This window comes from Jeotgalibacillus marinus (genome assembly GCF_040801915.1).
Classification (GTDB): Bacteria; Bacillota; Bacilli; order Bacillales; family Jeotgalibacillaceae; genus Jeotgalibacillus; species Jeotgalibacillus marinus.
The window spans coordinates 1-19,908 of sequence record NZ_JBFMIA010000018.1 but is presented as its reverse complement, the minus strand read 5'-3'; the positions used below and the strand labels follow the sequence as shown (position 1 = coordinate 19,908).

17 protein-coding genes and 2 tRNA genes are annotated in these 19,908 nt (G+C 41.4%); 17 read left to right on the top strand and 2 right to left on the bottom strand.

The window, feature by feature from the left end; genetic code table 11:
- Nucleotides 1–234 precede the first annotated feature (234 nt).
- Nucleotides 235–462, top strand: a complete 228-nt coding sequence (locus AB1471_RS14055) for a hypothetical protein (protein WP_367780403.1) — start codon at nucleotides 235–237, stop codon at nucleotides 460–462.
- Between the two features lie 93 nt (nucleotides 463–555).
- On the opposite strand, the gene AB1471_RS14050 is transcribed toward AB1471_RS14055, so the two are convergent.
- Both AB1471_RS14050 and AB1471_RS14045 read right to left on the bottom strand, forming a co-directional pair.
- A tRNA-Glu gene (locus AB1471_RS14050) sits at nucleotides 556–627 on the bottom strand.
- A 4-nt stretch (nucleotides 628–631) separates the two neighbouring features.
- Nucleotides 632–708, bottom strand: a tRNA-Met gene (locus AB1471_RS14045).
- Nucleotides 709–1,341: 633 nt separating this feature from the next.
- On the opposite strand from AB1471_RS14045, the gene spoIIE reads away from it, so the two are divergent.
- The 16 genes from spoIIE to lysS all read left to right on the top strand — a co-directional run bounded on the left by spoIIE (nucleotide 1,342) and on the right by lysS (nucleotide 19,510).
- Nucleotides 1,342–3,789: a stage II sporulation protein E gene (gene spoIIE / locus AB1471_RS14040; RefSeq protein ID WP_367780402.1), complete on the top strand. Its 2,448-nt coding sequence runs from the start codon at nucleotides 1,342–1,344 to the stop codon at nucleotides 3,787–3,789.
- Between the two features lie 99 nt (nucleotides 3,790–3,888).
- A complete protein-coding gene (gene tilS / locus AB1471_RS14035) occupies nucleotides 3,889–5,310 on the top strand; it encodes a tRNA lysidine(34) synthetase TilS (protein WP_367780401.1) in 1,422 nt (473 codons plus the stop codon).
- Nucleotides 5,304–5,852 (top strand): hypoxanthine phosphoribosyltransferase, encoded by a 549-nt coding sequence (gene hpt, locus AB1471_RS14030; protein ID WP_367780400.1) that lies wholly within the window; start codon nucleotides 5,304–5,306, stop codon nucleotides 5,850–5,852. The genes tilS and hpt overlap by 7 nt, the downstream gene beginning before the upstream one ends.
- Before the next feature lie 120 nt (nucleotides 5,853–5,972).
- Nucleotides 5,973–8,021 carry an ATP-dependent zinc metalloprotease FtsH gene (gene ftsH, locus AB1471_RS14025; RefSeq protein WP_367780399.1) on the top strand — a complete coding sequence of 683 codons (2,049 nt, stop codon included), beginning with the start codon at nucleotides 5,973–5,975 and terminating at the stop codon, nucleotides 8,019–8,021.
- 148 nt (nucleotides 8,022–8,169) lie between these two features.
- Nucleotides 8,170–8,955: a type III pantothenate kinase gene (locus AB1471_RS14020; RefSeq protein ID WP_367780398.1), complete on the top strand. Its 786-nt coding sequence runs from the start codon at nucleotides 8,170–8,172 to the stop codon at nucleotides 8,953–8,955.
- Nucleotides 8,955–9,833 carry an Hsp33 family molecular chaperone HslO gene (hslO, locus tag AB1471_RS14015; protein WP_367780397.1) on the top strand — a complete coding sequence of 293 codons (879 nt, stop codon included), beginning with the start codon at nucleotides 8,955–8,957 and terminating at the stop codon, nucleotides 9,831–9,833. Before AB1471_RS14020 ends, hslO begins: the two co-directional genes overlap by 1 nt.
- Before the next feature lie 6 nt (nucleotides 9,834–9,839).
- On the top strand, nucleotides 9,840–10,745 hold the full coding sequence (locus tag AB1471_RS14010; protein WP_367780396.1) for a peptidyl-prolyl cis-trans isomerase: 906 nt from the start codon (nucleotides 9,840–9,842) through the stop codon (nucleotides 10,743–10,745).
- A 183-nt stretch (nucleotides 10,746–10,928) separates the two neighbouring features.
- Entirely contained in the window at nucleotides 10,929–11,855 is a 927-nt protein-coding gene (cysK, locus tag AB1471_RS14005) for a cysteine synthase A (protein ID WP_367780395.1), read from the top strand.
- Between the two features lie 246 nt (nucleotides 11,856–12,101).
- On the top strand, nucleotides 12,102–13,517 hold the full coding sequence (locus AB1471_RS14000) for an anthranilate synthase component I family protein (protein ID WP_367780394.1): 1,416 nt from the start codon (nucleotides 12,102–12,104) through the stop codon (nucleotides 13,515–13,517).
- Nucleotides 13,514–14,110, top strand: coding sequence for an aminodeoxychorismate/anthranilate synthase component II (gene pabA / locus AB1471_RS13995; RefSeq protein ID WP_367780393.1), 597 nt, complete (start codon nucleotides 13,514–13,516; stop codon nucleotides 14,108–14,110). Before AB1471_RS14000 ends, pabA begins: the two co-directional genes overlap by 4 nt.
- Entirely contained in the window at nucleotides 14,107–14,970 is an 864-nt protein-coding gene (gene pabC, locus AB1471_RS13990) for an aminodeoxychorismate lyase (RefSeq protein ID WP_367780392.1), read from the top strand. The genes pabA and pabC overlap by 4 nt, the downstream gene beginning before the upstream one ends.
- Nucleotides 14,971–14,985: 15 nt before the next feature.
- Nucleotides 14,986–15,816 (top strand): dihydropteroate synthase, encoded by an 831-nt coding sequence (folP, locus tag AB1471_RS13985; protein ID WP_367780391.1) that lies wholly within the window; start codon nucleotides 14,986–14,988, stop codon nucleotides 15,814–15,816.
- Entirely contained in the window at nucleotides 15,809–16,171 is a 363-nt protein-coding gene (folB, locus tag AB1471_RS13980; protein ID WP_367780390.1) for a dihydroneopterin aldolase, read from the top strand. The genes folP and folB overlap by 8 nt, the downstream gene beginning before the upstream one ends.
- 1 nt (nucleotide 16,172) lies before the next feature.
- Nucleotides 16,173–16,730 (top strand): 2-amino-4-hydroxy-6-hydroxymethyldihydropteridine diphosphokinase, encoded by a 558-nt coding sequence (folK, locus tag AB1471_RS13975; protein WP_367780389.1) that lies wholly within the window; start codon nucleotides 16,173–16,175, stop codon nucleotides 16,728–16,730.
- A gap of 106 nt (nucleotides 16,731–16,836) precedes the next feature.
- A complete protein-coding gene (dusB, locus tag AB1471_RS13970; RefSeq protein ID WP_367780388.1) occupies nucleotides 16,837–17,835 on the top strand; it encodes a tRNA dihydrouridine synthase DusB in 999 nt (332 codons plus the stop codon).
- A 187-nt stretch (nucleotides 17,836–18,022) separates the two neighbouring features.
- Nucleotides 18,023–19,510, top strand: coding sequence for a lysine--tRNA ligase (gene lysS, locus AB1471_RS13965; protein ID WP_437342370.1), 1,488 nt, complete (start codon nucleotides 18,023–18,025; stop codon nucleotides 19,508–19,510).
- Nucleotides 19,511–19,908 lie beyond the last annotated feature (398 nt).

Sequence of the window (19,908 nt, the reverse complement as noted above, 5' to 3'; positions counted from 1 at the left end):
GAATCACTGAAACAACAACACATGGTTTGGTTCATATTTTTAATAAACGAAGAAATTTCACTCCGGTTCATCGTAAAATAGCTAAGTAAACCGAGGGATTAAGATTTTTCGTGGGTTATCAATTGCCGCCAGCGTTTGCAGGTGTGGGACAAGTTCTTCTCTTTAATGGTTCATTAGGTACCAAATATAGTATAATTTAAATAAGTATGGTAATCAGCTAAAGGAGGAACGCACATGACTGCTGGAATAATTGCTACCATTATGGGTTTATCCATTCCTATTATTGGGATAATCACAAGCCATTTCCAAAGCCAAACAAAAGCAAAACGCAATATGTTAAAGGATGAACTAGAGCTCGAAAAACTGAAGCATGAAAACTATGTTATGGAAACACAAAAGTTAAAGCTTGAATTGGAACAGAGAAACCTTGAAGATTTCAAAGAGGATAAGCGATTGTCTTAATGTATAACTGGTTAGGGAGGGTTTGTTTCTCTTTGTATACAAAAAAACACATTAGCAAAGTGCTAATGTGTTTTTTCTTATTAATCTAATGGATGACCCGTACGGGATTCGAACCCGTGTTACCGCCGTGAAAGGGCGGTGTCTTAACCGCTTGACCAACGGGCCTAAATGGTGGCGGCAGAGGGGATCGAACCCCCGACCTCACGGGTATGAACCGTACGCTCTAGCCAGCTGAGCTACGCCGCCAAATAAAAATATTGAGTTGCTACATCACTGCAGCGATGTAAAAAAGCTACAAGATACGATGAAGCACAAGTTATATAATACATAGCATCGGAAAGAGTGTCAATCTTTTTTTTGTTTTTTTGTTCTACCCTCACCAAAGCTTGAAACTGGGCAGACGTTTTGTATGAAATGGTAGAAATTTTATTGTGGAGGGTAAAACATTCAATCTAAGGTAGAAGGTTTTCTCCCATTAAAAATAATAGTGAACAAAATGATGAATTTGAGCGTATTTGTATACAAATTTCACAATGGCACTGGATTCATATACGGACGGAGGTGATTCATACCTTCACGCACTTTTTCTTACAATCGGGCAGACTTCGATAATGCCTTTATACTTGTCGTGGCTAAACGAGCCGCTTCCGCTTTTCTATAAATAAACATCATTTCTTTCTTCTGCTTCCGAGTGAAATGACCACTTTTCGACTCGTTTAAGAAAAACAAGAGTGCGAATTCAAGAAAGGTTTCTCGAAAAGGTGCCTATATCAAAAATAAGTCGAACGATTCTGATAATTACCTCCTGCATTTTGACAAACTCTAATAGAATAAATCTACTATAATTACTCGCAACGAAACAATTAGGGAGTGGAGTAAATGGGGAATGTGCATGGAGTTAATCTTGATGTGACGAATTCTATTTCAGTGATTCACGCGAAAAAGAAAATTCCGCGATGGAAAAATCGTGCCAGTTTGTTCTTTGCCCATTGGATGTTTCACAAAGGTATTCTTCATCTTCTCGTTAGTATTTTATTGGGACGAGCCTTATTTTTATCTCAATTTACTCCTTTTGCTTTGCCGATGTTTGCTGTGATCTTTATGGTGAGCCGAGATAAATCATTTATTGTGACAGCTGGGCTTATAGCGGGTGCATCGACACTCGGTATATGGCAAGGAGTGTATACAGCTGGCACGATTGCTTTGTTTTATTCGGCTCATTTGATGATGAAAAGGAGGATGAAGGCTAATCGTCTCGTTTTGGCCGGTGTTGTAGCCGGTTCCGTGGCGATCGCCAGAACAATTTATCTCACGTTTCAGTTACCAACACCTTTAACGTGGGTAGACGGAGTAATGATTGGGTTTGAAGCTATTCTTGCTGGAATTTTAACCTTAGTATTTCTTCAAGGTATGCAGTTAATGACAAAAGCACGTAAGCGAACCTATGCCCCCGAGGAGATGGTTGCGATTGCAATTGTTGTTGCATCAATTGCGACAGGGCTTATAGGGTGGACGGTTGCTGGGCTTGCAGTGGACCATGTCATTACTCGCTATGTTGTCATTGTAGGAGCGCTTGCGGCAGGATCGATGGTTGGGTCAACAGTTGGAATCGTTACGGGGCTAGTTTTTTGTTTAGCATCAGTGGCTCATTTGCCAGAAGTAGCGGTTTTAGCGGTAGCCGGACTCTTAGGAGGCTTGATGAAGAGTGGAAGAGCAATAGGTGTTACGCTTGGGCTCATGATGGCCACACTATTGATGGGGCTTTTTACGAATCAAGGTGCACAGCTAGAGATTTCGCTTTATGAGTCCGCGCTCGCTGCGCTTGTGTTATTTATCACTCCTAAAAGCTGGATCTCAGCACTCGCACGACATATTCCAGGGTCTGATGAGCACGTAGATGAGCAGCAGCTTTATGCACGTAAGGTACGTGATGTTACATCAGAAAAAGTGGAGAAATTTTCAGATATGTTTGAAACGTTAGCGAAAAACTTTGAATGCACGGATCAAGAAATTGAATCGATTGAAACACCTGCCTCAATCGATGACACAATTAGTCGTGTAACGGAACGAACGTGTCAGCAATGCTTTAAAAAGGAATATTGCTGGACCTCACATTTTGATCAAACCTACAATTGGATGCAAGAGCTGGCGACACCTGAACCAAATCACCCCCCAATAACATGGCAAAAATATTGTGTGAAAGCGGACCAGGTTCAAGAGGCGTTTGATGAAGAAGAGATGAATCGTGAACATCAATTGCAAATGAAAAAACAAATGATGGAGAGCAATCAATTTGTCTCAAATCAGCTACAAGGGTTATCCACCGTTATGAAAGACTTTGCCTATGATCTTCAGCGAGAAACGGAAAAGCATGATAAACAGGAGGATGAGATGCTTCAAGCGCTGGTTGATTTTGGCATACATGTAGATCATGTGGACATACAGAGCTTGGAATATGGGCATATTGACGTTGATGTGATGCTGCCATTTGTTGAACATCACGGAGAATGTGAAAAGTTAATTGCACCAATGTTGTCATCTATTTTACAAGAAACGATTGTCGTACATCAAAAAGTTGAAAGGGCTTCTCCATACGAAGGGATGGTTGTGACATTCAGGTCCTCTAAAGCATATAAGGTCAGCGTAGGAATTGCGCTTGCTGCTCATGGTGGCGGACTAATTTCAGGTGATAGTCACGCAGCGGTTCACCTTCACGGAGGGAAATATGCAGTTGCGATTAGCGATGGAATGGGGAACGGAGAAAAAGCGCGCATGGAAAGTGACGAAACCATTCAACTTTTACGGCAAATGCTTCAAGCTGGAATTGAAGAGGAACTCGCGATCAAATCGGTCAATTCGATTTTAACAGTGAAAAGGACTGGTGATATGTACTCAACTGTTGACCTTGCGATGATTGACCTACAAAGTGCGAAAGCGAAGTTTTTAAAAGTGGGGTCGGTGCCTAGCTATATTAAACGAGGCAAGCAAGTAAAGACGATCGAAGCGAGTAATTTACCAATGGGCTTTTTCAGAGATCTAGATATGGAAGTACTTGAGGACCAGTTAAAAGCAGGAGATCTATTGATTATGCTAAGCGATGGTGTACTGGATGGACATCGCTTTATTGAAAATCCAGAAAGGTGGTTAAAGAGACAAATCGCTGAATTAAAAACGACCGAACCACAAGAGGTAGCGGATATTTTAATGGAAGCGGCTGTTCGAACCTCTGGTGGCGTGATTGAAGATGATATGACAATTTTAACGGTGCAGATCCAACATGAACTACCTAAGTGGGCAGCTATTCCAGCAATCACAAAAACAGGTTAAAGAAATGCGCTAAAATAGTAGGGATCGCAGCGCAATATTGATACAATAGAGTTACTCAGTCTTTTATTCATCGAAAGGGTTTAGAAAAGGTGAAATAGCATGGATCATTTTGAATCAATTATTCGCTCATATTGCGATCAGCACAGTTTGTTTGAGTATGGAGAAAAGGTCATCGTTGCGGTGTCGGGAGGACCAGATTCAATGGCAATCCTTCATTATTTATTGAACGAAACGCAATTTGGCTTACAGGTCGAGGTTGCTCATCTCAATCACATGCTGAGGGGGGAAGAATCGGCAGAAGACCTTCGTTATGTACAAACTTTTTGTGACAAGCACAGCGTTCGTTGTCACGTTGCTTCTATAGATGTAAAAGAGCGCATGAGAAAAGCAAGAAAAGGGTTACAAGAAACGGCGAGAGAGGTTCGTTATGAATTTTTAGTAGACGTGATGACTCGCGCGCAAGCATCGAAGCTTGTGCTGGGTCATCATGCAGACGATCAAATCGAGACAGTCCTTTTTCGCTTGATACGTGGTTCAACAGGGAAGGGGCGTGCAGGCATTCAACCGAAACGTCCTTTTGGCAACAGTTTTATCGTGCGCCCATTGCTGGCGTTGACAAAGGAAGAAATCGAACAATATTGTGAGCGACATCACATTATTCCTCGTCAAGATCCAAGCAATGCGAAGGATGACTACACCAGAAATCGACTACGTCATCATGTGATTCCTTTATTGAAAGAAGAAAATCCATCCCTTCATCAACATATAGTTCGCTATAATAAAGAGGTAACAGAAGATGAAGCGTGGTTGGAGAAAGAAGCTGGACGGAGACTAGAGGCGTTGACGATTGCTCACTCTGACCAATTTTTTAAGTTGGATCAACAAATGTTTTGCAATGAGGCTCCCCCTTTACAAAGAAGAATGATTCATCTAATATTGAACTATCTTTATACAAAAGTACCTACTTCCTTATCTGCCGCTCATACAGTCGCGATTACCAAGTTGTTTGGTCAACCTCATCCCTCGGGTGAACTTCATTTGCCCCAAGGTTTGATTGTGTCGCGTTCGTATTCAACTGTTACCTTTTACTTTGTCCAAAAAAACGAACCTGCTTCTCCATACAAAATTGAATTGGAGATTGGGCAAATGTATACACTCTATAATGGGGTTAAAATGCGTTTAGTAGAGGGTGTGAAGGGGCCACCAGATTCTTCGATTGACTGTTGTTGGATTGACTTATCACAAGTTGAGTTGCCGCTAATTGTCCGAAACAGACGAGATGGCGATCGTATTCAACTTAAAGGAATGAGCGGTTCAAAAAAGATCAAAGATGTATTTATGGAGGCGAAAATCCCACTCCATCTTCGGGTGCAATGGCCGATTGTAACAGATGCAAGTGGAAAGGTACTCTGGATTCCGGGGATCCGCACCGCACATGGTGTCGATAAACCATTAAAAGGAAACCGTGCATTTACGTTAATTTATTATAAGGATCTTCTAGGGGGACATAGTTTGTGTTGAATCAAGATATTGAAAAAGTATTGTATACCGAAGAACAGCTTCAAGAAAAAATTAAAGAACTTGGCAGTGAGTTAACAGAAGCGTACAAAGACAGCTATCCGCTGGCAATTGGCGTATTAAAAGGTGCACTTCCTTTTATGGCTGATTTGATCAAGCGCATGGATGTTTATTTGGAAATGGACTTCATGGATGTATCAAGCTACGGAAATTCAACTGTGTCGTCAGGTGAAGTCAAGATCATCAAAGATTTAAATACAAAAGTAGAAGGCAGAGACATCCTGATTTTAGAGGATATCATCGACAGCGGACTTACGCTTAGCTATTTAGTCGACCTTTTCAAATACCGTAAAGCAAAATCAATTAAAATCGTAACGCTTCTTGATAAGCCTTCTGGCAGAAAAGCGGATATTAAAGCAGATTATGTTGGGTTTATTGTGCCGGATGCCTTTGTTGTTGGATATGGATTGGATTACGCAGAACGCTATAGAAACCTCCCATATATCGGTATTTTAAAGCCTGAAATTTATACAGATACAGAGTAATAAACGTTGCTGGAATGCATCGAAAACAAAGTGTGCAACCACGGTTCTAAATGGTTGTCATGCTTTATTTCACTATGATACTATTGGTATTAGTTTCTTTGACGTGGGAGGAGGTAAGGGATGAACCGGATATTTCGTAATACGATTTTTTATCTATTAGTATTTTTGGTTATTATTGGAATTGTTGGTTTGTTTAATAATGGAAATCAACCAAACCATGAACTCACATACGGTGAATTTATTAATTCACTAGAAAATGGTGAGGTAACGGAAATTGACATACAACCGAACCGCAGTGTCTTTAATGTTAGTGGACAATTAAAAAGCTACGGTGAAGATGAATTTTTTATCACAAACATTCCTTTAGAGGATCAATCAGTACTTCAGAGTGTAAAAGATGTGGCCTCTCAAAATCAAACAGAAGTTAACTACTTAGAGGCTCCTGAGACAAGTGGATGGGTGACGTTCTTAACGGCCATTATTCCTTTTGTTATTATTTTTATCTTATTCTTCTTCTTATTGAACCAAGCTCAAGGTGGCGGCGGTGGCCGTGTCATGAACTTTGGTAAGAGTAAGGCAAAGCTTTATACAGAAGAAAAGAAAAAAGTTCGTTTTAAAGACGTGGCAGGTGCCGATGAAGAGAAGGGGGAACTTGTGGAAGTTGTTGAGTTCCTTAAAGATCCTCGTAAATTCACAGATGTTGGTGCACGTATACCAAAAGGGATTCTGCTTGTAGGTCCTCCTGGTACAGGTAAAACATTACTTGCGCGTGCTGCAGCTGGTGAAGCGGGCGTACCGTTCTTCTCGATTTCGGGTTCTGACTTTGTTGAAATGTTTGTTGGGGTCGGTGCATCTCGTGTTCGTGATTTGTTTGAAAATGCAAAGAAAAACGCACCGTGTATTATCTTTATTGATGAGATCGATGCGGTAGGTCGTCAACGTGGAGCAGGTCTTGGTGGAGGTCACGATGAGCGTGAGCAAACCTTGAACCAGCTATTAGTTGAAATGGATGGCTTTGGTGGGAATGAAGGAATCATTATGATTGCTGCAACTAACCGACCAGATATTCTTGATCCGGCTTTACTACGTCCAGGACGTTTTGACCGTCAAATTACGGTTGAACGACCGGATGTAACAGGTCGTGAAGCGGTATTGCAAGTGCATGCTCGAAACAAACCGTTAGCAGACCATATTGATCTTAAAGCGATTGCACAACGAACACCAGGCTTCTCGGGTGCTGATTTAGAAAACCTGTTAAATGAAGCTGCACTTGTTGCTGCGAGACGCGATAAAAAAACGATTGATATGAGCGACATGGATGAAGCTGCTGATCGTGTGATTGCGGGACCAGCGAAGAAAAATCGAGTGATTTCGAAAAAAGAACGCAAAATTGTAGCCTTCCATGAAGCGGGACACACGATCATTGGTGTTGTGCTAGACGAAGCAGACATCGTTCACAAAGTAACTATTGTTCCACGTGGTCAAGCGGGCGGTTACGCGGTTATGCTACCAAAAGAAGATCGTTACTTTATGACGAGACCTGAACTCCTGGATAAAATCACTGGTTTACTTGGTGGTCGTGTTGCAGAGGATGTCATTTTCGGTGAAGCCTCTACAGGTGCCTCGAACGACTTCCAACGTGCAACAGGAATCGCTCGTCGGATGGTTACGGAATTTGGTATGAGTGAAAAGCTTGGTACACTGCAATTTGGTCAAGCTCAAGGAGGACAAGTGTTCTTGGGACGTGACTTTAATAATGAGCAAAACTACTCAGATCGTATTGCTTATGAAATTGACGTTGAAATTCAAGCCATTATAAAAGAGTGTTATGAAAGAGCAAAAACGATCCTAACAGAAAATCGTGAAAAGCTAGAGCTAATCGCAGAAACACTGTTAGAAATTGAAACATTAGATGCCGAACAAATTAAGCATCTATTTGATCACGGTGAGCTTCCAGAACGAGATTATGGTAAGGACAATGAGGAGACCAATCAAGAACCTGCGACAACAGAAACGTCTGAATCTAAAGATGATGATGTAGTCGAATCGCTTGAAGCGGATCCATCTGAAAAATCTTCTGAACAACTTTTAAAAGAATCCAAAGTTGATCAAACAACTGATAGTGAACACCCTAAGAAATTAGGACCAACTGATAAAAAAGAAGATTAATTCAAAAGACGCCGAATATTTCGGCGTCTTTTTTTGCCTAAGTGTCGATGAATTCGATTGAACTGTAGAACGTCTCACACTTCTGCTTTTCTTTTCAAAATGGTATGATATTTGCAGTGTGAATAATTCTTTAGGCGTGGTGAAAAAAATGATATTTGTATTGGATGTTGGGAACACAAATACCGTACTTGGTGTATATGAGGAAGATCAATTAAGTCATCATTGGCGTGTCGAAACAAATCGCAATAAAACCGAAGATGAATACGGTATGCTAGTAAAAAACTTATTTGAATACGTAGGTCTTACGTTTGATCAGTTTGATGGAGTGATCATCTCGTCTGTCGTTCCGCCCATTATGTTTCCGTTAGAACGAATGTGCCAAAAATACTTTAATCTGAAGCCATTGGTCGTTGGGCCAGGCGTTAAGACAGGTTTAAATATTAAATATGAAAACCCGAAAGAAGTCGGTGCCGACCGTATTGTGAATGCTGTTGCTGGTATTCAAGATCATGGCGGTTCACTCATTATAGTTGATTTCGGAACAGCGACAACGTATTGCTATATCAATGAGCGGCGTCAATATATGGGTGGTGTAATTGCGCCTGGTATTGGTATTTCGACTGAAGCGCTTTATTCAAAAGCAGCGAAGCTTCCTCGTATTGAAATTGCTCGTCCAGAGCAAGTTATAGGTAAAAGCACAGTAGCAGCGATGCAAGCAGGAATTGTTTATGGCTATGTTGGACAAGTCGAAGGTATTGTTTCCAGAATGAAAAAAGAAGCGAACTGTTCAGTCAAAGTAATCGCAACAGGTGGTTTAGCGTCACTTATCGCGAAAGAATCAGACATCATCGATCACGTGGATTCTTTTTTAACTCTAAAAGGACTGCAGTTGATTTATAAACGGAATATGGAAGATCGAAAGGAGAATGCTTGATGAAAGATTATATGGTTCGCGCGCTTGGTTACAACGATCAGGTTCGTGCTTATGCAGTAAATACAACCGCGACAGTGCAAGAAGCACAGAGCCGTCACTATACATGGCCAACAGCATCAGCTGCTCTTGGTCGTACAATGACAGCTGGGGTTATGATGGGTGCTATGCTTAAAGGTGACAACAGCATTACAATTAAAATTGAAGGAAATGGTCCGCTTGGGCCGATCCTTGTTGACAGCAACGCAAAGGGCGAAGTTAGAGGTTACGTGACAAACCCCCAAACTCATTTGGACTTAAATGAACGAGGAAAGCTTGATGTACGAGGCGTAGTTGGTACAGAAGGATCTCTTACCGTTATCAAAGACCTGGGTATGCGCGAAAATTTTACAGGGCAAGTACCACTTGTATCGGGTGAGCTTGGAGAAGATTTCACATACTATTTCGCTTCGTCCGAACAAGTGCCATCTTCAGTGGGAGTTGGCGTTTTGGTGAATCCAGACAACACTATTTTAGCAGCTGGAGGTTTTATTGTTCAGCTCATGCCTGGTGCGGACAATTCAACAATTGATGCGATTGAAAAGCGTTTGAGCACTATCCCGCCAATTTCAAACCTGATCAAACAAGGACTAACACCTGAACAAATTTTATACACTATTCTTGGAGAAGAAAACGTGCGTATACTCGACAAGCTACCTGTTGCGTTTCAATGCAAATGCTCAAAAGAAAGATTTGGTGCAGCGATTATCAGCCTAGGTGTAACAGAAATTCAAGAAATGATCGATGAAGATGGACAAGCAGAAGCGCAGTGTCACTTCTGTCATGAAACGTATCATTTTGATAAACAAGAATTAGCAAACTTTATTCAAAAGGCAAAGTAATCGACGATGTTGACAGAATTGCGTAATAGACGTCTAAAAGCTAAGCCTCTCGTATATATTATAGGATTCTTACTTGTCACAAATTTCCTCACGCTGATAGCTTGGGTCTCAAAGGATGGTACACAAGATTCTTCAGAAATTGTTGCGACAGTCGGAGAAGAAGAAATTTCTCGCCAAGAATGGCTTCATGCCATTGAGCTGAGTCATGGAAAGGAAGTCTTGCAAAATCTCATCAACCAGTCGGTCATGGAGCAATCTGCCCAAGAGTATGGCTTGGAAATTTCACAAGAAGAGCTTGATCAAGAATTTTCATTGTTGCGTCCTGTTTTAAATGTGAACGACCAAGCTTCTTTAAAAGATGAAGAGGTATTAAAAGAGCAGTTAAAAACTGAGCTTATTTTAGAAAAATTGATCACGAGTGAAGTTGATTTTTCAGAAAGTGATCTTCAAGCGTACTATGAAGAGAATAAATCACAGTATTCGATTCCGGTGACGTATAGACTATCGCAAATTGTGGTGGCGGATGAAGATGAAGCTCAGCAAGTGATGGGTGAGTTAAAGAATAATTCTTCATTTGGAGCGCTTGCGCGTGAACGATCAATTGACCCTGGAACAGCAAGCCTAGGTGGTGAGCTTGGTTATGTATTAGACAACTCAACGTCTGTTGATGAAAATGTGTTAACTGCGATTCGTTCACTAAAGACTGATGAATGGTCTCAACCGGTGCAAACGGAAGATGGATTTGTTATTTCGTTTTTGCATGAAAAAACAGAAGGTGCCGAGTTCAGTTTTGAAGATGTGAAGTCGCGCATTGAACGTCAGCTTGCACTTGAACAATTAAATGTTCCGGTTACTGCTGAGTCATTTTGGGGTGATTTTCCGATCTCATGGTTTTACGGATCGATGGAGTAATAAGAGAGACACTGGTATGTGATTTGGGGAACACGACTCAGTGTCTCTTTTATTTGAAGGTAATAAGTAATTTTGTCGAAAGAAGGGTTTTACAAACAAATCAGTTGAAGTCATTCTGAAAAATTGGTAAATTTGGCATATGGCACAATGCCGATCATAATACTAGGGATTAGGAGTGAAGAGATGGTACGTATTGCAAATAACATTTCAGAATTAGTAGGCCAAACACCAATTGTTAAATTGAATAGACTGGTGGATAAAGATTCAGCAGATGTCTATTTAAAGCTTGAGTACATGAACCCAGGTAGTAGCGTAAAAGACCGCATTGCACTTGCGATGATCGAAGCTGCTGAAGAATCAGGTGATTTAAAGCCAGGAGACACAATTATTGAACCGACAAGTGGTAACACTGGCATTGGACTTGCGATGATTGCTGCAGCAAAAGGGTATCGAACCGTACTTGTTATGCCTGAAACGATGAGTATGGAACGCCGTAATTTGTTGCGTGCTTATGGTGCAGAACTTGTATTAACTCCAGGGCCGGAAGGTATGAAAGGCGCTATTACGAAATCGGAAGAAATAGCACAAGAGAAAGGCTATTTTATGCCACAGCAGTTTAATAATGAAGCAAACCCTGAAGTTCATCGACGAACAACTGGGAAAGAAATCGTTGAACAAATGGGTGATCAGCTAGACGCTTTCGTATCTGGTATCGGTACTGGCGGAACGATTACAGGTGCTGGTCAGGTTCTTCGTGAAAAATATAGCGACATTAAAATTTATGCGGTTGAACCCGCTGATTCAGCTATTCTCTCAGGTGGAAAGCCGGGACCACATAAAATTCAAGGGATCGGCGCCGGGTTTATTCCTAATATCTTAAATACAAAAATTTATGATAGTGTTATTCAAATAACAAATGATCAATCGTTTGAAATGGCACGAAAAGCAGCAAAAGAAGAAGGGCTTCTATGTGGTATTTCATCTGGTGCAGCAATTTTTGCAGCACTAAAAGTTGCAAAAGAGTTAGGTAAAGGAAAAAAAGTGTTAGCGATTATTCCGAGTAATGGTGAACGTTACTTGAGCACACCTCTTTATAAATTTGAAGAGTAGTACATTTTGGTAGATCCTCAATTTGTTGGGGATCTTTTTTATGGTTAAAAACAGAGTGGAAAAAAGTTTTGATTAGAATGGAAGAACTTTTTGCGAGAAGGTAGAAGGTCATCACTGAAGGATAGAGCATTTCCAAACGACCTATGACCCGTAATCGCTTTAGAACAGGAGAGTTTTTTCGATGAATCCACCGCCGGTATCGTGTATGATTAAGGGTGAGACTAGAGCTTAGGAGTGACATCATCTATGAATCATTACACACTATCCTATCGAACGATCGAAACGAATCGTGAATCGTTTTTTAATACATATACACACATGAGCAAAGGTGAAACACGACACATTTTCTTAGAAAGTGGTCGTGGAGGTCGTTACAGCATGGCGGGTATTCATCCGTTTGCTTGGGCGATTGGCAAAGAGGACGAGCTAACTGTATTTGAACAAGGCAAGGAACTTCATTTAAAAGGTGATCCGCTCAGCAGTTTAATTGACTGGATGAAACAATATAAAATAGACCGTATTCCTTCGCTTCCTGATTTTCAAGGAGGTGCAATTGGTTACATTAGTTATGACTACGTTCGTTCAATTGAAAAATTACCAACGCTTGCTGAAGATGATCATGGTTTACCAGATATTTGCTTTATGTTGTTTGACAAGTGGCTTGTTTTTGATCAACAAACGAATGAACTTTATTTTATGATGTTACATGACGTAGAAAGTAATGTTGATTCTGCGTTGGATCAATGGGTGAAAGGTTGGCAGAAAGTAACGGAAGATAATGCGAACAATGAGCATTCGGCAACGAACCTACAACCAAGTGATGACATGATGGTATCGATGGATGAACCATCATTTAGTGAAGCTGCTGAAGCGATTCGTTCTTATATTGCTCAAGGTGACGTATTCCAAGTGAACCTTTCTGTACGTCAATCCAAAAAACTGGCTACAACACCACTTGATATTTATAAGCAACTGCGTTCATTTAATCCATCGCCGTACATGTCCTTTATGAAATGGCCTGACGTCCAAATTGTTTCAGCTTCACCAGAACTTTTAATAAAAAAAGCCGATCAACAGCTTAGCACACGGCCGATTGCCGGCACCCGTTCAAGAGGGGAAAACGAAATCGAAGACCAACTTTTAGCAGATGAGCTCATTCATAATGAAAAAGAACGAGCAGAACATGTCATGCTTGTTGATCTTGAACGAAATGATCTTGGGCGAGTAAGTCAATACGGCACCGTTGAAGTAAATGAATTTATGGTCATTGAAAAATATTCACATGTGATGCACATCGTGTCGAATGTTCAAGGGCAATTAGATCCATCCTACAATGAGTCGGATGTAATTCGAGCGGTGTTCCCTGGTGGCACGATTACAGGTGCACCAAAAGTGAGGACAATGGAAATTATTGAAGAACTAGAGCCTGTTCGAAGGGGGCTCTACACAGGATCGATTGGCTGGATTGGCTTTAATGGTGATATGGAATTAAATATTGTGATCCGAACAATGCTTGTTAAAGAAGGCATTGGTCATGTGCAAGCGGGAGCGGGTGTGGTAATTGACTCGCATCCTGAAAGAGAATACAAAGAATCATTGAAAAAAGCAAAAGCGTTATGGCATGCAATGGACTTAGCGGAAAGTGAGGAGGACCAACCATGATTTTAATGATCGATAACTACGATTCGTTTACGTACAATCTTGTGCAATTTTTAGGGGAGCTAGGAGAAGAACTTGTTGTTCGTCGAAATGATGACATTACGATCCAAGAAATCGTTGAAATGAATCCTAAATACTTGATGATTTCACCTGGTCCTTGCAGTCCGAACGAAGCGGGAGTTAGCCTTGAAGTGATTCGAACATTTGCAGGCGTGATTCCGATTTTTGGTGTGTGTCTTGGTCACCAATCGATTGCACAAGTTTTCGGTGGGCGAGTGGTTCGAGCGGAACGCTTGATGCATGGTAAAACGTCGCTTATTTATCATAATGCACAAACGGTATATCAAAATATGCCGAGTCCTTTTACAGCAACACGTTATCATTCGTTGATCGTGGAAAAAGATAGTGTACCTGATGAACTTATTGTTACGTCTTGGACAGACCAAGGGGAAATCATGGGCTTGAGACATCGCGAACTAGCTGTGGAAGGCGTTCAGTTTCACCCTGAATCCATTATGACCGAACAAGGCAAGGTGCTTTTGCGAAACTTCCTTAAAACATACCAATCATTTGTCCCGACAGTTGATGTGACATGAACATTTGGCTAAATGGAGCGATCGTAAAGGAAGAGGAAGCGACCATTTCACCGTTTGATCATGGATATTTATATGGGCTTGGTGTGTTTGAAACTTTCAGAACGTATGATGGGCATCCATTTTTGCTTGGGGACCATTTAGAACGGTTACACCAATCACTGGAGGAAATGGAGATTCAGTTTGAGCTAAAAGTGGAAGATGCGACTCGTTTAGTAAGGGAACTTCAGACAGCGAATGGCGGTGAGGATGGTTATTTTCGTTTAAATGTATCTGCGGGTGTACGACAAGTGGGGTTATTTCCCGAACCATATGAAAAACCGACTGTCATGCTGTTACAAAAAACATTGCCCACTCAATTAACAGGCGGAAAAAGTGGACAGTGGCTTTCGACGCCACGAAATACACCGGAAACAGCGACTCGCCTAAAGTCTCATCATTATTTTAATAACATTGCAGGGCGACGAGAAATTGCAAACGGTGTTGTGATTGAAGGAGTATTTTTGACGAAAGAAGGGTATGTGGCAGAAGGTGTGACATCGAATATTTTCTGGGTTAGCCAAGATTGTCTATATACGCCGGCACTCTCGACAGGTATTTTAGCTGGTGTGACGAGGAAAATGGTGTTAGCGATCGCTGGTGATTTGGGTTTAAGTATTAAAGAGGGGCTATACACGAAGGATACAGTTATGGCGGCGGATGAAGTGTTTGTCACGAATTCAGTTCAAGAAATTGTTCCGATTCATTCCATTGAGGACAGTGGATTTGCGGGTTTTGATGGGAAATGGACAACGGCGATTCATCAGCGATACAGAAAATATAACCACTCTCTTTTGCGCGTCGAAGAAAGATCGATTTTATGAAAGAAGGTAGACGACATGACAGTTTTGACGTGCGGGCATTATGCACTAGATTTATCGAAAAAAACAATCATTATGGGCATATTAAATGCAACACCTGATTCTTTCTCAGATGGCGGACAGTTTGATGAAGTGAGCCAAGCGGTTGCGAGAGCAAAAGAAATGGTTGCTGACGGGGCTGATATTATTGACATTGGCGGTGAATCGACTCGCCCTGGACATGAACCTGTATCTGCAGAGGAAGAAATACGTCGTGTTGTGCCAATCATAAGAGCGATAGTAAAGGAAGTTGATGTGCCGGTTTCGATCGATACATACAAAGCGAGTACGGCTGAAGCAGCTGTTGAAGCAGGCGCCACCATTATTAATGATGTGTGGGGTTCAAAGCGTGATCCTGACATTGCAAAAGTGGCGGCTCGGTTTGGCGTACCGATCGTACTCATGCACAATCGTAAAAATCGCAACTATGAACAATTTATAGACGAAGTGTGGAAAGATTTGCAAGAAAGTATTGCCATTGCTGAGCGAGCAGGCTTGCAAAAGGAACAGATCATTTTAGATCCAGGTATTGGCTTTGTTAAATCACATGCACAAAATATAGAAATGATGCGCAGTCTTGATTGCCTAGTCGAAATGGGCTATCCTGTTTTGCTCGGTACGTCAAGAAAATCAATGATCGGAAATATTTTAGATTTGCCAACGACGGAACGCATGGAAGGGACGGGGGCCACTGTATGCTTTGGCATTCAAAAAGGTTGTCATATCGTTCGGGTGCATGATGTCAAGGAAATGAGCCGTATGTCCAAAGTGATGGACGCACTAATCGGAAAGGTTGAGTCGGATGGATAAAATTAAAGTCAACAACATGGAGTTTTATGGTTATCATGGTGTATTTAAGGAAGAAAATAGGCTTGGACAGCGTTTTCGGGTAAATGCGACGCTGGAACTTGATTTAACTAAAGCGGGTGCTTCTGATAATGTTGAAGACTCCATCAATTACGCTGATGTTTACAATGTGTGTAAAGAAATTGTTGAAGGTGAGTCGCTCAATTTAGTTGAAGCCGTAGCGGATCAAATTGCTATTTGCTTGTTTGCTCAATTTGAGAAACTTCAGCAATGCACAATTGAAGTCATCAAACCAGACCCGCCGATCCCAGGTCACTACAATTCGGTTGCGATAGAAATTACAAGAGGACGCGGGTAAGATGGCGATAGCATATCTTTCTTTAGGGTCAAATGTAGGAGATTCTTTTTCCTATTTAAAACAAGCGGTTCATTATTTAACTCAACCAGAGGAAATTACGGTTGCGCGTGTATCGTCCATATACGAAACAGATCCTGTTGGATTAACAGATCAAGCAGCATTTTTGAATATGGTGGTAGAAGTGGAAACAAATCTTTCGGCCGAAGCGTTGTTGGATAAATGCCTTTCAGTTGAAGGGAAACTAGGGCGCAAACGCGTCATCAGGTGGGGACCGCGTACGATAGACCTTGACATTTTATTGTATAATGCCGACAATATGAAAACAGAGAGCTTAGTCATTCCGCATCCGCGAATGCATGAGCGTAGCTTTGTTCTAATTCCACTACTTGATCTTAATTCTTCCATCATCCATCCTGTTTTAAATGAGCCGATTATCGACATTCAACAGTCTTTAGGTGACCAAGATGGGATTCGGTTATGGAAAACGATCAACGAGGGGAATGTATCTGAGTTTTTGAAGACTAAAAGGTTTCATTCTAAGGCGGAGGCAACTTTTTAGAATGAATCGTTTGTTATTATATAAGTAATACTGACTAAATGCTTTGAGCCACGTGAAAATCGATAGAAAGCATGTAGAGAGATGCATGCAGAAGGAGGAACGTCCGATGCTTAAAATCGGCGATATTAAAATGGATAACCAAGTTGTTCTTGCACCGATGGCCGGTGTATGTAACTCGGCTTTCCGTTTAACGGTGAAGGAATTTGGCGCAGGTCTTGTATGTGCTGAAATGGTTAGCGATAAAGGAATCGTATTTCAAAACGAAAAAACGATGAACATGCTTTATATAGATGAGCGTGAGTATCCGCTAAGCTTGCAAATTTTTGGCGGAGAAAAAGAAACACTTACTCAAGCAGCTCAGTTTGTTGATAAAAACTCGAATGCGGCGATTATCGACATCAATATGGGTTGCCCAGTTCCGAAAATCACGAAATGTGACGCAGGAGCCAAATGGCTACTTGATCCAGACAAAATTTATGAAATGGTTTCAGCTACTGTTCAGGCAGTAGACAAACCTGTTACCGTAAAAATGCGCATGGGCTGGGACGAGGATCATATTTACGCAGTTCGTAATGCGCAAGCAATTGAAGCGGCTGGAGGATCGGCTGTTGCGCTTCACGGACGTACACGTGTTCAGATGTATGAAGGTCATGCTAATTGGGACATCATCCGCGAAGTAAAACAATCTGTGAATATTCCTGTCATCGGTAACGGAGATGTTCAAACACCACAAGATGCGAAACGCATGCTTGACGAAACAGGTGTAGATGGCGTGATGATCGGACGTGCAGCACTAGGCAATCCATGGATGATCTACCGTACAGTGAAATATTTAGAAACTGGCGAACTTGCTGCTGAACCATCCATTCGCGAAAAGATGGATGTTGCGATTTTACACCTTGATCGACTAATCAAGTTAAAGAACGAAGACGTTGCTGTTCGCGAAATGCGCAAACATGCATCGTGGTACCTAAAAGGTATTCGGGGAAACGCGAAAGTCCGCAATGGTATCAACCTTTGCGATACACGCAGTGAACTTGTCACTCTTCTAAATGATTTTGCTGATGAATCAATGGCCAAAGAAGCAGCTATCAGCGTAAGTTAATCGAAACCTAAACGCAAAAAACTGTCGATCTCATTATCGGCAGTTTTTTTAATATTAGGGAGCAAGTTCTGGATAGATAGACTTTAGGGGTGTACCCACTCTCTATATTGTGTAAAATAGATAAGTAAAGTTGTGAATCCGGTCGATAGACCTTGATCCATAGAAACTAAGTATGAGGAGTGAAGGAATGAGCCACGAAGAAATGAATGACCAATTTCGCGTAAGACGCGACAAAATGGAAGCCATCCGCGAAAAAGGAAATGATCCATTTGGTAAAAGTTTCGACCGCTCGCATGGTTCTGCAGATATTAAATCTCAATTCAGTGAGCATACAAAAGAACAACTAGCAGAAACACCAATCACGGTATCAACTGCCGGACGTATTATGACAAAGCGTGGTAAAGGGAAAGCGGGATTTGCCCACATTCAAGACCTACAAGGACAAATTCAATTATACGTACGCAAGGATATGATCGGAGACGACGCATATGAACTATTTAACACTTCTGATCTAGGTGATATCGTTGGTGTTAGTGGGATTGTGTTCCGTACCAATGTAGGCGAACTTTCAATTAAAGTGACAAGCTTTGATCTTCTATCTAAATCACTGTGCCCGCTACCAGAAAAATTCCATGGTCTTAAAGACGTTGAGCAACGTTATCGTCAGCGTTACCTTGACCTCATTACAAGCGAAGAAAGTAAAAACACATTTATCTTGCGCAGCAGAATCATCCAAGCGATGCGTCGTTACCTAGATAACAACGGCTACCTTGAAGTGGAAACACCGATGCTACACTCAATCGCAGGTGGTGCTGCAGCACGTCCATTTATCACGCACCACAATGCACTAGACATGGAGTTGTATCTACGTATCGCAATCGAGCTTCACTTAAAACGACTTATCGTTGGCGGTCTAGAAAAAGTATATGAAATCGGCCGTGTATTCCGTAATGAAGGAGTATCAACGCGTCACAACCCAGAATTCACGATGATCGAGCTGTATGAAGCATACGCTGATTACCAAGACATCATGAACCTAACAGAAAACCTTATTGCTCATATCGCGAAAGAAGTACTCGGTACAACTGTTGTTCCTTACGGGGGTCATGAAGTAGACTTAACACCTAAATGGGCTCGTCTCCACATGGTCGATGCAATCAAAGACGTAACAGGTGTAGATTTCTGGAAAGAAATGACTAACGAAGAAGCTCACGCTCTCGCAAAAGAACATGGCATCGACGTGAAAGATACAATGGAATACGGACATATCGTAAACGAATTCTTTGAACAAAAAGTTGAAGAAACATTGGTACAACCGACGTTTATTTTCGGTCACCCAGTAGAAATTTCTCCTTTGGCAAAGAAAAACCCAGAAGATCCACGCTTCACGGACCGTTTTGAGCTATTCATTGTAGGTCGTGAATACGCAAATGCCTTTACTGAGCTGAACGACCCAATCGACCAACGTGAACGTTTCCAAGCGCAACTTGCAGAGAAAGAAGCTGGGAACGACGAAGCGCACGAAATGGATGATGACTTTGTAGAAGCACTTGAATACGGCATGCCGCCTACAGGTGGACTAGGCATAGGGGTCGATCGTCTCGTTATGCTACTAACAAACTCACCGTCGATTAGAGATGTATTGCTGTTCCCGCTAATGCGTCATCGCGACTAAGCGTTCCAACATCTAAGAGTCTGTCCTTCGCGGGGCAGTCTTTTTTTGTGGAGAGATTTCTTCTATATAAAAGAAGAGGAGTTTTGATAGCTGTAAGGTTTTTGGAAGGTTTGAGATGAATAAAAGGGATGTTTATCATTTTTGATGTTCGATCTCATCACTCTTAAAATTAAATTAATCTTTTTTATAGAAAACTATTGTCATAGTGTTTTAAGCGTGTTATATTATTATTCGTTGCTAAGGAAACAACAAGCACCGAAAACATTTTAAAAAAAGTTGTTGACAACAGCATTTGAAAAGTGTTATGATTAAAAGGTCGCTAAAAACGACGCAACGAAAACGAAACACCTTGAACCTTGAAAACTAAACAACCTAAAACGTCAACGTTAATTCTTGAT

Excerpts from the sequence above, each read along its gene's own strand:
- ftsH (WP_367780399.1), top strand. The coding sequence starts at position 5,973 with ATGAACCGGATATTTCGTAATACGATTTTTTATCTATTAGTATTTTTG.
- spoIIE (WP_367780402.1), top strand. The coding sequence starts at position 1,342 with ATGGGGAATGTGCATGGAGTTAATCTTGATGTGACGAATTCTATTTCA.
- dusB (WP_367780388.1), top strand. The coding sequence starts at position 16,837 with ATGCTTAAAATCGGCGATATTAAAATGGATAACCAAGTTGTTCTTGCA.
- folP (WP_367780391.1), top strand. The coding sequence starts at position 14,986 with ATGACAGTTTTGACGTGCGGGCATTATGCACTAGATTTATCGAAAAAA.
- lysS (WP_437342370.1), top strand. The coding sequence starts at position 18,023 with ATGAGCCACGAAGAAATGAATGACCAATTTCGCGTAAGACGCGACAAA.
- pabA (WP_367780393.1), top strand. The coding sequence starts at position 13,514 with ATGATTTTAATGATCGATAACTACGATTCGTTTACGTACAATCTTGTG.
- AB1471_RS14020 (WP_367780398.1), top strand. The coding sequence starts at position 8,170 with ATGATATTTGTATTGGATGTTGGGAACACAAATACCGTACTTGGTGTA.
- cysK (WP_367780395.1), top strand. The coding sequence starts at position 10,929 with ATGGTACGTATTGCAAATAACATTTCAGAATTAGTAGGCCAAACACCA.
- folK (WP_367780389.1), top strand. The coding sequence starts at position 16,173 with ATGGCGATAGCATATCTTTCTTTAGGGTCAAATGTAGGAGATTCTTTT.
- AB1471_RS14000 (WP_367780394.1), top strand. The coding sequence starts at position 12,102 with ATGAATCATTACACACTATCCTATCGAACGATCGAAACGAATCGTGAA.
- folB (WP_367780390.1), top strand. The coding sequence starts at position 15,809 with ATGGATAAAATTAAAGTCAACAACATGGAGTTTTATGGTTATCATGGT.
- AB1471_RS14010 (WP_367780396.1), top strand. The coding sequence starts at position 9,840 with ATGTTGACAGAATTGCGTAATAGACGTCTAAAAGCTAAGCCTCTCGTA.
- tilS (WP_367780401.1), top strand. The coding sequence starts at position 3,889 with ATGGATCATTTTGAATCAATTATTCGCTCATATTGCGATCAGCACAGT.
- hslO (WP_367780397.1), top strand. The coding sequence starts at position 8,955 with ATGAAAGATTATATGGTTCGCGCGCTTGGTTACAACGATCAGGTTCGT.
- AB1471_RS14055 (WP_367780403.1), top strand. The coding sequence starts at position 235 with ATGACTGCTGGAATAATTGCTACCATTATGGGTTTATCCATTCCTATT.
- pabC (WP_367780392.1), top strand. The coding sequence starts at position 14,107 with ATGAACATTTGGCTAAATGGAGCGATCGTAAAGGAAGAGGAAGCGACC.